Origin of the sequence: Neobacillus sp. WH10, from assembly GCF_030123405.1 — a bacterium.
Classification (GTDB): Bacteria; Bacillota; Bacilli; order Bacillales; family Cytobacillaceae; genus Neobacillus.
The window spans coordinates 4,212,482-4,226,375 of the sequence record NZ_CP126110.1; the positions used below are offsets into that span (position 1 = coordinate 4,212,482).

The 13,894-nt window shown below is 37.9% G+C and carries 13 protein-coding genes and 1 pseudogene; 3 read left to right on the forward strand and 11 right to left on the reverse strand.

Going from position 1 to position 13,894, the window contains the following annotated elements; genetic code table 11:
• Positions 1-65: 65 nt before the first annotated feature.
• Positions 66-1,094, forward strand: a pseudogene (locus QNH20_RS20600) (transposase); the annotation flags it as partial.
• 310 nt (positions 1,095-1,404) lie between these two features.
• Here QNH20_RS20600 and QNH20_RS20605 read toward each other — a convergent pair.
• The 3 genes from QNH20_RS20605 to QNH20_RS20615 all read right to left on the reverse strand — a co-directional run bounded on the left by QNH20_RS20605 (position 1,405) and on the right by QNH20_RS20615 (position 3,784).
• On the reverse strand, positions 1,405-1,905 hold the full coding sequence (locus QNH20_RS20605) for a hypothetical protein (protein WP_283919829.1): 501 nt from the start codon (positions 1,903-1,905) through the stop codon (positions 1,405-1,407).
• A gap of 132 nt (positions 1,906-2,037) precedes the next feature.
• Complete coding sequence (locus QNH20_RS20610; protein ID WP_283919830.1) at positions 2,038-2,556, reverse strand: DUF84 family protein; 519 nt, start codon at positions 2,554-2,556, stop codon at positions 2,038-2,040.
• A 157-nt stretch (positions 2,557-2,713) separates the two neighbouring features.
• Positions 2,714-3,784 (reverse strand): M42 family metallopeptidase, encoded by a 1,071-nt coding sequence (locus tag QNH20_RS20615; RefSeq protein WP_283919831.1) that lies wholly within the window; start codon positions 3,782-3,784, stop codon positions 2,714-2,716.
• A 176-nt stretch (positions 3,785-3,960) separates the two neighbouring features.
• Between QNH20_RS20615 and QNH20_RS20620 the strand changes: the two genes are divergently transcribed.
• The gene (locus QNH20_RS20620; RefSeq protein WP_283919832.1) at positions 3,961-4,290 is read left to right on the forward strand and encodes a PepSY domain-containing protein; all 330 of its coding nucleotides are present in this window, start codon (positions 3,961-3,963) and stop codon (positions 4,288-4,290) included.
• Positions 4,291-4,333: 43 nt separating this feature from the next.
• Here the strand turns inward: QNH20_RS20620 and QNH20_RS20625 are convergent, their stop codons facing one another.
• Together QNH20_RS20625 and trmB are read right to left on the reverse strand one after the other, a co-directional pair.
• Positions 4,334-5,176 (reverse strand): YtnP family quorum-quenching lactonase, encoded by an 843-nt coding sequence (locus QNH20_RS20625; RefSeq protein WP_283919833.1) that lies wholly within the window; start codon positions 5,174-5,176, stop codon positions 4,334-4,336.
• A 99-nt stretch (positions 5,177-5,275) separates the two neighbouring features.
• Positions 5,276-5,917, reverse strand: coding sequence for a tRNA (guanosine(46)-N7)-methyltransferase TrmB (gene trmB, locus QNH20_RS20630; RefSeq protein WP_283919834.1), 642 nt, complete (start codon positions 5,915-5,917; stop codon positions 5,276-5,278).
• Positions 5,918-6,077: 160 nt separating this feature from the next.
• On the opposite strand from trmB, the gene QNH20_RS20635 reads away from it, so the two are divergent.
• Positions 6,078-6,356: a YtzH-like family protein gene (locus QNH20_RS20635; RefSeq protein WP_283919835.1), complete on the forward strand. Its 279-nt coding sequence runs from the start codon at positions 6,078-6,080 to the stop codon at positions 6,354-6,356.
• Here QNH20_RS20635 and QNH20_RS20640 read toward each other — a convergent pair whose 3' ends face one another.
• From QNH20_RS20640 to pepV, 6 genes are all read right to left on the reverse strand, one after another.
• The gene (locus QNH20_RS20640) at positions 6,357-7,130 is read right to left on the reverse strand and encodes a phosphotransferase family protein (protein WP_283919836.1); all 774 of its coding nucleotides are present in this window, start codon (positions 7,128-7,130) and stop codon (positions 6,357-6,359) included.
• Between the two features lie 210 nt (positions 7,131-7,340).
• Positions 7,341-9,476 carry a type I pullulanase gene (gene pulA, locus QNH20_RS20645; protein ID WP_283919837.1) on the reverse strand — a complete coding sequence of 712 codons (2,136 nt, stop codon included), beginning with the start codon at positions 9,474-9,476 and terminating at the stop codon, positions 7,341-7,343.
• A complete protein-coding gene (locus tag QNH20_RS20650) occupies positions 9,463-10,446 on the reverse strand; it encodes a diacylglycerol/lipid kinase family protein (protein WP_283919838.1) in 984 nt (327 codons plus the stop codon). The genes pulA and QNH20_RS20650 overlap by 14 nt, the downstream gene beginning before the upstream one ends.
• Positions 10,447-10,461: 15 nt before the next feature.
• Positions 10,462-11,031 (reverse strand): RNA 2',3'-cyclic phosphodiesterase, encoded by a 570-nt coding sequence (gene thpR, locus QNH20_RS20655; protein ID WP_283919839.1) that lies wholly within the window; start codon positions 11,029-11,031, stop codon positions 10,462-10,464.
• Between the two features lie 347 nt (positions 11,032-11,378).
• Positions 11,379-12,233: a D-amino-acid transaminase gene (dat, locus tag QNH20_RS20660; protein ID WP_283919840.1), complete on the reverse strand. Its 855-nt coding sequence runs from the start codon at positions 12,231-12,233 to the stop codon at positions 11,379-11,381.
• 23 nt (positions 12,234-12,256) lie between these two features.
• Complete coding sequence (gene pepV, locus QNH20_RS20665; RefSeq protein ID WP_283919841.1) at positions 12,257-13,678, reverse strand: dipeptidase PepV; 1,422 nt, start codon at positions 13,676-13,678, stop codon at positions 12,257-12,259.
• Between the last annotated feature and the right edge of the window lie 216 nt (positions 13,679-13,894).

Below are 13,894 nucleotides of genomic sequence, written 5' to 3' on the forward strand. Positions count from 1 at the left end.
GAGGAGGGCACTGAAAAAGTTCAATTTTATTATTTGGCAGTGGAATGTTTATTTTAATCAAACGGGATGCCACTCATACAAAAGCACGTTATAACCAAAAGACACCTAAAGAATTTTTACAAGAGAAATCAAAAAATGTTAGAAAAGCCGTGTATCAAATTGATGAATCCATGAAAGAAAAGTTTCCACCGAAAACAACTTATAACGAAGTAACAGATGAACTAAATTATTGCCGTCAAGTTATTTCTGTTGTCGAATCAGAACCTCAAATCGCTACAATTCCAGCCGTTAAGGAAAAATTAAATGTACTAAAAGAAGTAGTAGAAGATTATACAGAACAACTGAACTATTCAGCTGATCCAGATGCACGTGTAGGACATAAAACAGCAGATTCGTCTTTCTTTGGCTACAAAACACATATTGCAATGAGTGACGAACGAATTATCACTGCAGCAGTTGTAACAACAGGTGAGAAAAGTGATGGGAAATTCCTGCAGGAATTAATTCATAAGAGTCAAGAGGCAGGAATGGAAATTGATACGATTATTGGAGATGCGGCGTATTCTGAGAAAGATAATATAAGCTATACCAAAGAAAATGGACTAGCTCTAGTTTCTAAATTGCACCCAATAGTTACGCATGGCACACGCGCAAAAGAAGATGAGTTTGAATTTAATAAAGATGCAGGAATGTATGTGTGTAAAGCCGGGCACATGGCAATTGGAAAAAAATACGACAATGGAAAAGGTCAAAATAGAAACTCTAGGATTCGTTACATATTTGATGTTGAAAAGTGTAAAGTTTGTCCATTCCGTGAGGGATGTTTTAAAGAAGGAGCGAAAACGAAGTCCTATTATGTAACTCTTAAATCCACAGAACATACCGAGCAGGAAGCATTTCAAAACACAGAGGAATTTAGGATTTTGGCAAAATATCGGTATAAAATTGAAGCGAAAAACAGTGAACTGAAACATAGACACGGGTATGATGTAGCGTCAGCTGCAGGTCTATTTGGTATGGAGATTCAAGGGGCAACAGCGATGTTCGCAGTCAATATTAAGCGGATTCTGAAACTCCTCCAAGAGAAAGAATAAAAAAGAGGACGAAAATTATCAAGGAAAAGGCAGCTTATTGTCTGAATCAGGACAACAAACTGCCTTTTTTTTATACCCACATCCAATTACAAATCTAGAAAACGTAAGATTTTCAGTGGCCTCATAGAGAGGTCACTGGAGACCCCGCAGGCGCCAAAGCGCCGAGGAGGCTCCAGGACCTCCCCGCGGAAAGCGAGTGCCCGGAGCGGAAATCAACAGGCCCATTTGCAGGGACCATCAGTAAATTTGGTATTTAGATTCTGACAAAATAAAAAATTACCGAGAAACTTTCTCGACAATCTGCGAAGGTTTATTCCTTCGATTCTTTTGTATATTTCACTGAATTCACAATTTGCATCATATTTTTGGACTCATTATTCAAATCACTTGTTTTGACTTGTGTTGTTATTTTTGCACCGCCAACACCAATGGTTAATTCATTCAAGTTGTCATCCTTTAACTGCTTAATCGTCAAAAAGCCAAATTTATTTTCATTATTCTTAAATTTTTCATTTGTATCGAGTTTCTTGTATTGTTCAATTGTTGCTTTATAGACGACTTCACTTGATGTGTTTTCATGAGGATTAATAAACAGAATATAAGTGTCAGAGCCATTCTGTAAAATAATATTGTTTGGAGTTTGATCTTTTATGCTGTAACCAGACGGTAGATAAAAATGGACATTTCCACTCTTTTTATTTGGTTTTTTCTCTTTTTCATTAAACGTTGTTTTTACAGTTTTAATTGTAGCTTTACTTTCTTCTTTAAACGATACATTGTTACAAGCGCTTAAAAACAGAATCGACAGCATGATAATAGTAATAGTTTTGAAGATTTTCAGATTTTTCGCCTCCTAAATACGAATAAAGTCCTATCCCCATAATACCTGTCGGAATATTCAGTTGACAAGACTTTTGTCGATAATTAGTGTCGAAAAATAAGATTATCTACCTAATTTTTGATGATAGGTATATTGTCCGACTAATAAATTTGTTACATGAGTAAACATATCAACCCGATTAATCATGCCGTTCGTAAAAATTCCAATTGCTCCTTCGTGTTTCCTTACATTTTTCATTTTGGCATAGTCATCCATAACAGGACCTAGCTCTTCACCATTTCTTAGTCTTGCTGCCACCTCCTCAGGTAAAAGAAATCTTGCACCGCCAGAGATAATGGGATCCATATTGTGTGCTGCAAGGGCCCCCCAATTACAAAGCAGCAAACCGTGGCTCGTTTCATAAACTCCTCCTTCAAGCCCGATTCCAATATCTCCATTTCCCCTCTTTAACGCACCAACAGAACGATTAATTGCTCCTTGGATGGTTTCCTCATCCGAAAATGGCTGTTTGTCTACACCTGATGGAATATCGATTGAAACAAACTCTGCTTCATGATCTGCAAAACTATTTTTTACAGCATTAATTTTTGCCGGATTTTTTGACCCGATGATAATTTTCATGAAGGTATCTCCTTTTTAAGCATTATCTTTTTTCTCGTTTTCTAGGTCCAATACCCTTACTAGTGACTGTTTTCTTTGTTCCTACCTTTTTTCTAGCTCAAATACACTATAACGTTAAATATAAAAGGAAGCATTTAAAAAATACTTCCTCAAAAAATTAGCTGTTTGATTTGATGGTGTCAACCGTTGTTTGGTCACAAGTTTTCACAAGTTTAATCAATAATTCTTTTGCGGCAGCATAATCATCTACATGAATAATGGAGGCATGTGTATGAATATAGCGCGAACAAATACCAATAACAGCGCTTGGCACTCCCTCATTGGATAAATGAACACGTCCGGCATCTGTTCCTCCTGGGGAAACGAAATATTGATATGGAATATTGTTTGTTTCAGCTGTATCGAGAATAAACTCTCTAATGCCACGATGCGTTACCATGGTGCGGTCAAGGATACGGAGTAATGTTCCTTTCCCTAACTGGCCAAACTCTTGTTTATCCCCAGTCATATCATTTGCCGGACTTGCATCCATGGCAAAAAAGATATCAGGCTTAATCATGTTTGCTGCCGTCTGCGCTCCACGTAAGCCAACTTCCTCTTGAACGGTTGCTCCAGAATACAAAATATTTGGCAAGGTATCATCCTTTAATTCTTTAAGCAGTTCAATCGCAAGTCCACAACCGTAACGGTTATCCCATGCTTTCGCTAAAATCTTCTTTGGATTCGCCATCGGTGTAAATGGACAAATTGGCAAAATAGCCTGTCCCGGCTTGATGCCAATCCGTTTAGCATCTTCATGATTATCTGCCCCAATATCGATGAGCATATTTTTTATTTCCATTGGTTTGTTTTTCTTCGATTCATCTAAAAGATGCGGTGGAATTGAGCCAATAACACCGATCACTGGTCCATTCTTTGTCATAATTTGGACACGCTGGGCAAGAAGAACTTGACTCCACCAGCCACCAAGTGTTTGAAAACGAATCATCCCATTATCTGTGATAGAAGTCACCATGAAACCAACTTCATCCATATGTCCCGCCACCATTACAGTCGGGCCTTGTCCATCCTTTTTCACTCCAAAAATACTGCCTAGTTTATCTTGAATAATTTCATCTGAGTATTGAGACAATTGTTCCCTCATGAAATTTCTTACTAAATGCTCATTTCCCGGTGCTCCCGGAAGCTCAGTTAACGTTTGAAAAAGTTTTAATGTTTGTTCGTTCATTTTCAAGCTCCTTTAAAATTTTTGGAAGTAGTATGTATATTTTTATTTTACAGAAACTTTGTAGCTTTTATCAATAATTCATTTCATTATCTGTAATATTATCTTCCTAACAATAAATACGATATACTGAGAAGAGAATCTAATAAAGTAATCTTTTCCAATTTTGGAGGTGTCTTATGAACTGGAAATCCTTCTTCCTTGGTGCAGCGGTTGGTTTAGCCGGCGGCTACGTAACCAAAGAAATCCTAAATCACAAAACAAATGTGTCACCTGAAAAAGTGTTGGAGCATGTAAAAAAACAATTTAAACAGAACGGGACAATCAGTGGCTCGTGGATCCATATGGTTGCTGAACCTTATGAAAAACACCAATTTACCTATCGTGTTTATAAGGGCGGCATTTCTAAAAATAATAATGGAACCAATGAACAATTTGAATTCATTGCCGATGCTAAGACTGGAACTTTATTGGATGTTCGTCCGTTATCAGAAGAACCAGTATATTGATACTAAAAATAGCCGCATTCAAAATGATACGGCTATTTTTTGCTTATCTTTCCCTCTTAATGCTCTCTACTATCTCTTTACCATCAAGTTCCCATTTAACAGCACGGTAAAAGGCATCATGATAAAAGGTGAACCATGCGTTTTTTCCTAATCCGTGTGGCAGCCATTTTTCTTTTGCCGCAATCGAAACCATTGGGTAATCATCATAGGCCATGACCCACAAAACATTCTGATGGGCATGTGTTGCCATAAGGTCCGCCATGTGAATGGACATTTCGCCTCCATCCTCAATGATGAGAATCGAATGCCCATCACTATGTCCGCCGGTATGAATCATCGTGATGGCCCCTAAGTTCCACTTTTCCTCAAAAGGAATTACCTGAGATTCTATCGCTTCCCAGTTTTCTTTCCAATATGTATTTTTTGAACGAATATTAGGATTGCGCATTTCGTCCCATTCCACCTGTGAGGTAATAATTTTCGCATTTGGGAAGTTGGAAACATACTTGCCATCCACGAGCTTTGTCAAGCCGCCTGCATGATCAAAATGCAAATGTGTCATTAACACATAATCAATTTTCTCGGCATTTAAACCTACTTTTTCTAATGATTCATCCAGCTCCGACTCTCTTGTGACGCCATAATTTCTTAATTGCTTCTCAGTTAATTTCCCTTTGCCTAGCCCTGATTCGACTAAAAGATTCTTCCCATTCATCTGGATTAAAATAGGATCAGTTGGCAATTCAATTTGATTTTTTTCATTAGTAGGATATTTTCTTGACCATAATCCCTTTGGAACCACCCCAAACATGGCACCGCCGTCTAAATTCGTTACCCCTCCAGATAACCAGGTTAAGGAAACGCCCCCAACTTTTAAAGTTTCCACCTATACTCCTCCTCTTGTTCTTATTTTCTATATTTTAACATTACCTAACTAATTGAAGAAACAAAAAAGGACAGCTCCTTAAAAGAACTGTCCAAAGTATTAATTTTGATATTTAACTTCACAGCGATAAATCCGATTTCCTTTTTCGGAAAATTTCTGTTCGTATTCTGTCATAATGTTTCCTTCATAACCACTCTTATGAAAATCAAGACTCACATATTTTAGTAATAAACCATATGCTGAGAAGCTCATGAGCGAGTATTCAAATAAACCTTGATTATCGGTTTTAAAATGAATTTCTCCCCCATCGACCAATATATCCTCATAAAGTTTTAAGAAATCTTTATACGTTAACCTTCTTTTTTCATGACGGACTTTTGGCCAAGGATCAGAAAAGTTCAAATAAACCCGGTCAATATCATTTTTCGTAAAGTATTTTGCTAAATCAGACGCATTCACGTTCAAAAGCTTAAGATTTGGTAAATCGGCTTCAATTAAACGATCTAATGCTGCTACAATGACGCTGTCATATAATTCAATCCCCATATAATTAATGTCAGGATTTGCTTTTGCCATTTCGGTGATAAATTGACCTTTTCCTGTACCAACTTCAATATGAAGCGGCCCTTTTTTTTCAAAAGCCTCATGCCACTTTCCTTTGTACAATTCGGGATTTGCTACTATATATTGTGGATGCTGCTCTATTTTATCCTTAGCCCAAGGCTTATTTCTAAGTCTCATTTTGACACTCCTAATAAAAATTTATCGTTCAAAACATAACATGCTGCCATTTTACTTGCAAGAAAAATCCAATGGAAATTAAGGCCGCGTATAAACAGAAAAAGAATTCACAACCTAAGGTGAATTCTTTTTTTATTTTCACTTGAAAGGATGTGCTTATATGCCATTAAGTCATAGTGACCAAGTTACATTACTAAAAGATATCTTAAACAATCATCAGACAGATTGCTGTGGGTCAGTAGCAGAATGTCAACAGCTGGAACGCTTAGTAAAGTCCCTGATGGTCAACACTCAAGTTGATCAGAATGTGAAAAACATCCTGCAGGAGGTATATCAATACAGCCAACATGGCGCACAAACGGCTGATTTGGATCAGCATATTTTATCAAACCAAGAAAACTTATCCCAGTGGGTGAGCGATATTGGCCAATTTTCGTAACTAGAGGATTTCGTTGATAAACTTAATCCACTTCTCCATTTCTTCTAGTCGGTTTTTATTTTTATACCATTGAATGGAAGAAAGCGTTTGGATTGTCACATACCATTTCATTCTCAGCTTTAAATGATCTGTTAGTTCTTTGCCGTAAAGCTTTAGCCAATCCTGCCAGTTGTTTTCTGGAATATACCAATAAAGGAGCAACCCTAAGTCAATTGCAGGGTCGGCAATCATTGCCCCGTCCCAATCAATCAGGTACAACTGGTTGTCTTCTGAAAGCAGCCAGTTGTTATGGTTGACATCCCCATGACAAACCACTTTTTCATCGCAATAAACATTCAAAGCTTCGTTCTTTAAAAAGTTCATGGCTTTTTGCGATTCTGGTAATGAAAGTACCAGATCATCCAACTCATTTTCCACCGATTGTAAAATAGGCTCAGGATGTAAGGGTGAATTCTCTATCCGACTTAACATTCCAAGCATTGGCTCCGAACAATGGATTTTTTTAAGCAATCTTGCAACATTCTCTTGGTTCATTTCTGACGGCTTTAACTCTCGGCCAGGAAGCCATTGCTGCGCTGTAATTACATCTCCATTTTCCAATCGTTTTGTCCAAACCAGCTTTGGGACGATTCCTTCAGCCGAAAGTACTGCAAGGAATGGAGAGGAATTCCGCTTTAAAAAAAGCCTTTGATCTTCATATTTTGCATAAAAGGCTTCTCCTGTTTTGCCTCCAGCAGGGGTAATTTGCCACTCTTGTCCTAGTAAATGTTCCAAAATTGCTCACCTTCAATTTATGCCGTTCTAATGGGCTTGTTCCCCTACATTCGAGGTAAAACCTGTGCTGCTGAAAGGTTTTAATAAACCACCATTATATCAGTAGCTTTTTTTTGAATAAAAAAAAAGCTATTGAAACCATTGCACACAATAGCCATCTTAATAAATTTTATCTCCTATTGCCTTTTTTCGTCAAGTAATCTTGGAAAACTATTTTTTTAGCAAAACATTCAGAGAAATAGGTTCCATCGTATTTTCTCCCCCTTGCAAGACCACTTTGGAAGAAATTCCAGCATGCTCATGATTAGCCAAAACCGACCATTCTCCGGAAGGAAGGGTTGTGAATTGTTTGTTCTTAGAAGGATTGATCATTAGAATGACTTCCTCATGATTCATTTTAAATAAGCACCCTAAAGTCGAGGAAGTAAATGATAATGGGCATAAGTGGGTGCGGATTTCTTCAGAAGTTCTCATTCGAAAACAAGGAAATGCTTTTCGAATTTTTATTAGCCCTTTGATATATTCCACATTATCTTTGAACTGACTTTTTCGATCCCAATCAAGCTGATTGATTGCATCCGGGGAACGGTAGCTATTTCCCTCTCCATGTTTGGTACGGAAAAATTCCTGTCCGCTGTGAAGAAATGGTATTCCTTGAGATAATAGAACAATTCCAGTTGCAAGGCGGTGGTATCTTATTCGAATCCCTAAATCCTCATTAGGGAAGCAGGCAAGAAGCTTATCCCACAGGGTGTGATTGTCATGACATTCGACATAATTCACTGATTGTGAGGGTTCATTAAAGAGCCGATTTCCTCTCTTTGCCAAGCCAATACTGCCTGTTATGACCTCCATAACAGCATCCAAGTTATGCTCATTCCCTAATGCATAACCTTTGTCAAACAAATTAAATGTACTGCCTTTAATGATGTCTCGAAATTTATCATTAAACTGAGCGATTTGTGGGATTTTCGCCTGATTCACAATTGTTGCCTTTTGATCTGCTGAAAGTGGTGTGTTTAGGCTCCATCCTTCACCAATGATAAGCGTGCCTTTTTTTATATTGTCACACGCCTTTCTTACCTCGATCATCGTTTCCACATCTAAAATTCCCATTAAATCAAATCGAAATCCATCAATATGGTACTCTTCTATCCAATAGCGAACTGAGTCAACAATATACTTTCGCACCATTCGTCGTTCTGAAGCAATATCATTTCCAACACCGGTGCCATTTGAAGGCAAGCCAATTTCGTTATGACGAAAATAATAGCCTGGGACCACTTTTTCAAAAGAAGAATTTTCGCGAATAAAGACGTGATTATATACCACATCCATAATCACCCTCAGACCAATACTGTGAATTTGATCAATTAATTTCTTCAACTCAATAATTCTTGAATAAGGATTGGTAGGATCTGTTGCATAACTTCCCTCGGGAGCATTGAAATGGAGTGGATTATAACCCCAGTTATAGTCTTTATTTGGATGTAATTCATCGACACCAGCAAAATCGTGAAAAGGTAGATATTCAATATGGGTAACGCCCAAATCTTTTATATACGATAATCCAGTCGTCTCGCCGTCTTTCCCTTTTGTGTTTAGCTCACCTGCACCAAGATACAGTCCCTTATTCTGGATTCCACTATTCTTATGGATGGAAAAATCTCTAATATGTGTTTCATAAATAATCGCATCAACAGGGTTATCTAAAGGTGATAAGTCTGGTCTTGGCCGGTATGTTTTTTCGAGCTTCACGATGACCCCGTTCTCTCCACCCGCCGATACTGCCTTAACATAAGGATCAACAGCCTCATGCCATTCTTGATTCACAAGGACAAGAAAACTGTATTGATATGCTTCTACATCACGGTTAACACTAACTGACCAAACACCGCGTGCCTCTCGTCGCATCTTTATAATTTCTGAAAACTGGCCAGCTGGAGGGCGTAATTTTAATTTGACTCCAGTCGCAGTCGGTGCCCAAAGCTTAAATCTGGTTTGATCAGCATGAAAGGTTACCCCGAGGTCATTTCCATCGTAATAGAATTTTTCATCAAAGGAGTCGGTCCTGATTACGGCACCAATTTGCAAATCGGTTTTCCCACCATGCTCATCAATAATCCAATATTGCCTTCCAAATAAAATATCCCCTTCAAATTGGCAAACATATTTATGATTATGTTCTATGTCTATCTTCGTCAAAATTTGCAATGGTATCTTCTCAGCATCAGTTGTCATATAGAAAGTGGATGATATGCCGTTATGATAGGAAAAAGGAAGAAGAATCGTAATGATATTCATCTCATCTAAGTAGGCATGAAACTTCCTGTCAGCAGAAATCATTCGAATCCCTCCCCTTTAGATCTATTTCTTCCTTCCGGCGTCTTCTAGTCAACACCCCCAATGCTCTCGGTTTAAGGTGGATTGAGAGTGGCGTGAATCCAATATTTTCCCCATCAGCATGAACATATAATGAATTTGGTGATTGAATCGAAATAACCCTTCCTTTAAAGGTTTTCACTTCTTTAAAATGAATGTGTTTTCCCCAAAAAACACTGATAAAGACGAAGAGCAGTTTTAGCCGAGATAACTGATGGACAACGGTAATATCAAACAGACCATCATCTGGCTCAGCATGAGGGGCAATTTTCATCCCGCCTCCATAATAGGCCTGGTTAGAAACCGTAACAAACCATGTATGTTCAAATATATGCTTTTTTCCGTCAATTGATAAATTAATTGTTGTCGTTTTATAAGTAAAAAGTTTTTTTAACAGAAAATAAACATACACTAACCTGCCTAGTGAAAACTTATTTAACAGCGCCTTCATTCGAGATTGGTTAACCTCATAGGAAATGATGGCATCGAAACCAGCGCCCATATTATTAATAAAGAAGTGCTCTTTGCCATCATCCATCTTTACTTTCCCAATATCGATCGGCAATGACTCCTGCTTCATCAAGCGGAGTATCACTTTTAACGCTTGCAGATGATCGGTTGGAATTTGAAAGCCTCTTGAAAAATCGTTACCGGAGCCGCCGGGAATAAATCCGAGAGTGATCCTTTTGTCATTGATGATTCCATTTATCACTTCGTGCATCGTCCCGTCTCCGCCAACAGCAATAATTAGCTTTTGCTCCTGGTTATGCATTGCAATTTGGCTGGCTAGTTTTTTAGCGTGTCCTGGATATTCAGTAAAAAATGCGAGATAGGATATTTGTTCAATCTTTAGTTGACTTTCAATTTCTTCCCAAATTTTAAGGGAGTAGCCGTTTCTTGCTTTTGGATTAACAATAAAGTATATGTGCTTCATAAAACCAACCTTTGATTATGTTTGTAAAGGAAAAAGTGTAATTGCTTCATATTTAGGCGTCTTATTTAGATGTGTTTGATATAAAACAACTTCACTTGCTTGAAATGGAAGTGGTTCAGGCTGCAGCTTATTCCAAATCTCTAACTGCTCCATTTGAAATGGATGGGCTCCGGTCCATTTCCTTGCTACTGTGATATGAGGGCGGAATGGTCTTGTTTCCAACTGAAAACCAGCCCTCTCACTGGCTGAAAACACCTTTTTTCTAATGGCTTTAAGCTCAGTGCTTTCCTCGGTATCTGCCCATAGAACCCTAGGTGAATCTTCCTGACCGAAAATTCCCAGTTTGTTTATTTTCAATTTTAATGCTTTCGTATCGCTTAAAACATCTTCTACGTTGATTTCTGCCGCAGCCAATTTTTCGGGATTAGCTGGCCCTAGGAAAGCCAATGTAATATGTAGGTCTTGATAATGTACCCACCGGCTAAAACGGTGGACTTCCTTTATTTTTTCAATATGGGCTTTCATGATTCGTTTCGTTTCTTCAGGAATTCTTACTGCTAAGAAATAATGTGTTCGTTGTTCCATAGTATTTTCATTCCTTTATCCCGTATTAACGGGCCGTATGACCCTCACTTCAAGATTTTTAGGGAACAAATAAGGATAAATGAGATCAACTGCCCGTAAAAGCCCGATTGTTTATTGAATCTTACTTAATTTTAGTCTATTTTTCCCAAATTGTATCTATTAACAAACGGATAATTTGGCGATATTTCTACAATGTGCTTTTATTTTCATTATTACAAGAGAAGTATTTGATAGTTGAGAGAAGAAGCCCAATGAAAGTTATTAACAACTCCAATAAGAAAGGTGTAAATGTCGAAAAAGGTGTCAGGCACCATGTGAAAAATTCACATGGTGCTTGACACCTAGTTTTATAGGTTCCCGCAATGGTTTTCAATTTCTTGTTCGAACAGTTCTTGCAGCTTTCTAGTAATTGGGCCCGGCAGACCTTCGGTTACTTTTTTATCGCCTATTTGGACAATCGGCATGACCTCAGAAACGGTACTGGATAGGAACACTTCATCTGCACCTGCTAATTCCTCAAGCGTGAATGCCCGTTCCTCAACAGGAATATTATTTTCAAAGCATACCTTTAAAATCACATCTTTAGTAATTCCTTTTAAAATGAGGTTATCGGATTCATGTGTGATGACTACACCATTTTTTACTATAAAGATATTTGAAGAGCTTCCTTCTGTAATATTTTCAGCGCGATGTTGAATTGCTTCATAACCACCTTCTTCAGTGGCTTTTTGTTTTGCTAATAAATTGCCCAGCAAATTTAAACTCTTAATATCACAGCGCAGCCAGCGGATATCTTCAGTCAAAATAGTTTTCACACCATTTTTCATGTTCTCAACAGGTCGTGCAATTTCCTTCGTATAAGCTGTAAGGGCTGGCATTACTTCCTCAGATGGGAACGCATGATTACGAGGAGCAACACCCCTGGTTAGCTGCATGTAAATAATCCCAAGCTGAAGCTTATTTTTATGAATAAGCTTTTCAAGTAAACTCTTTAATTGCTCTTGTGTGGATGGGAAAGAAATGCCAATACTGTCAGAACTTTTAACAAAACGCTCCAAATGTTCTTTAGCAGTAAACATTTTTCCATTATAGACACGAATAACCTCATACACCCCATCACCAAATTGGTATCCGCGGTCCTCTATATCTACTTTTGCTTCTGACCGATTGATCAGCTTTCCGTTTAAAATTGCAAATGTCATACTCCCATTCCCCTTCGACTTACTTATTCAGTTTTGGCTAATTCATAAATAGCTTGTGCATAAATAGCTGTTGCCTTTAGTAAATCTTCAATATACATATATTCATCCTTTTGATGGGCAATATCTGGTCTACCAGGAAATAACGGGCCAAATGCGACTCCAGATTTTAAAGAACGAGCGTAAGTACCGCCGCCAATCGCAATTAACTCTGCTTCTTCCCCTGTTTGTTCCTCATATACCTTTTTCAAGGTTTGAATCAGGAATTCTTTTTCATCCACATGATGCGGTTTTGAGTCAGAAAAGTTTTCAATCGCGAAGCTTTCATTTAGTAAAAGGTCATCTAATTTTGCTTTTGTCGATTCCATTTTGTTTGTAACAGGGTATCTGCATGTCAACCCAATTCTTCCGCCAGATTCAGACGTAAAGAGCAGCTTTCCGGGATTGATCGTTAATTCTCCTGAAATATCGTCCGAATAGTCAACACCAAGGTTTACACCCCTTGAATCATCAAAGAAGTATCGAGAAACGAATTGGAAATAATGTGCAGCCTTCGCATCCAATGCTTGCTTAGATAGAAACTCAGCTAAAAACAAACCGGCATTTTTCCCATTTCTCGGTTCCATGCCATGTGCAGAAACGCCAGTTACTTCTAAAATTAGTTCTTCGTTTTGAACATGGTAATTATATTCCAATTCAACTTTTTTCATAAAAGCTATAAATTGCTTAACCACATCATCTTGGTGTTCCTTGACAAGGATGGTTGCTTTGGCATGATCTGGAACCATATTGTATCTTTTTCCAGAAAAAAAGCTCTTAACCTTAATATTGGCCTCAGTTGCACTTTCTTCTGACTCTTTCTGTACCATATCAAAATCAGCAATCCCTTTTTCCGCATTAATAATCGGGAAATCAGCATCAGGCGCAAATCCTAAAGTCGGCATTTCTTCGTGCTTAAAATAATGCTCCACACAGCGCCAATTGCTTTCTTCGTCGGTTCCTATGATCATGCGAACACGTTTTTTAAGCGGCAGGCTAAGTTCTTTTACAATTTTCATCGCATAATATGCTGCCATTGTCGGCCCTTTATCATCCAGTGCACCGCGGGCATAAATTTTTCCATCACGAATTTCCGCTCCAAATGGGTCACTTGTCCAGCCATCCCCTTCAGGCACAACATCCACATGACAAAGAATTCCTAACAGGTCTTTTCCTTCGCCAAACTCTAAGTGACCTGCAAGATTCCCAACATTTTTCGGAGTAAATCCATCTTTTTCACCTAGATTAAGCATGAAATCAAGTGCTTCCTTCACCCCTTGTCCAAGCGGTGCCTCAGCAGAAGTATTTTCCTCATCTAAGAGGCTTTTAATATGTAATAATCCCTGTGTATCCTTAATTAAGGACTCTTTTCTTTTTTCTACTTCACTCATCCAATTAATCTCTGTCAATTGTGATGACCTCCAATCTATATGTGCTTCTTTTACAATAGCATTTTTGCAAATATCTTAGCAATTTAACTTTAATAACTAATGTGTTAGATAAATTAATCATTTTTACTAAAAATTCAAATAATTATCATAAACCAAACACCTTATCCCATATCCTATAGTAAGAGAATGATAAAAGAGGCAATAATCCGAACAATTATTAAAAAAAATGAAGAT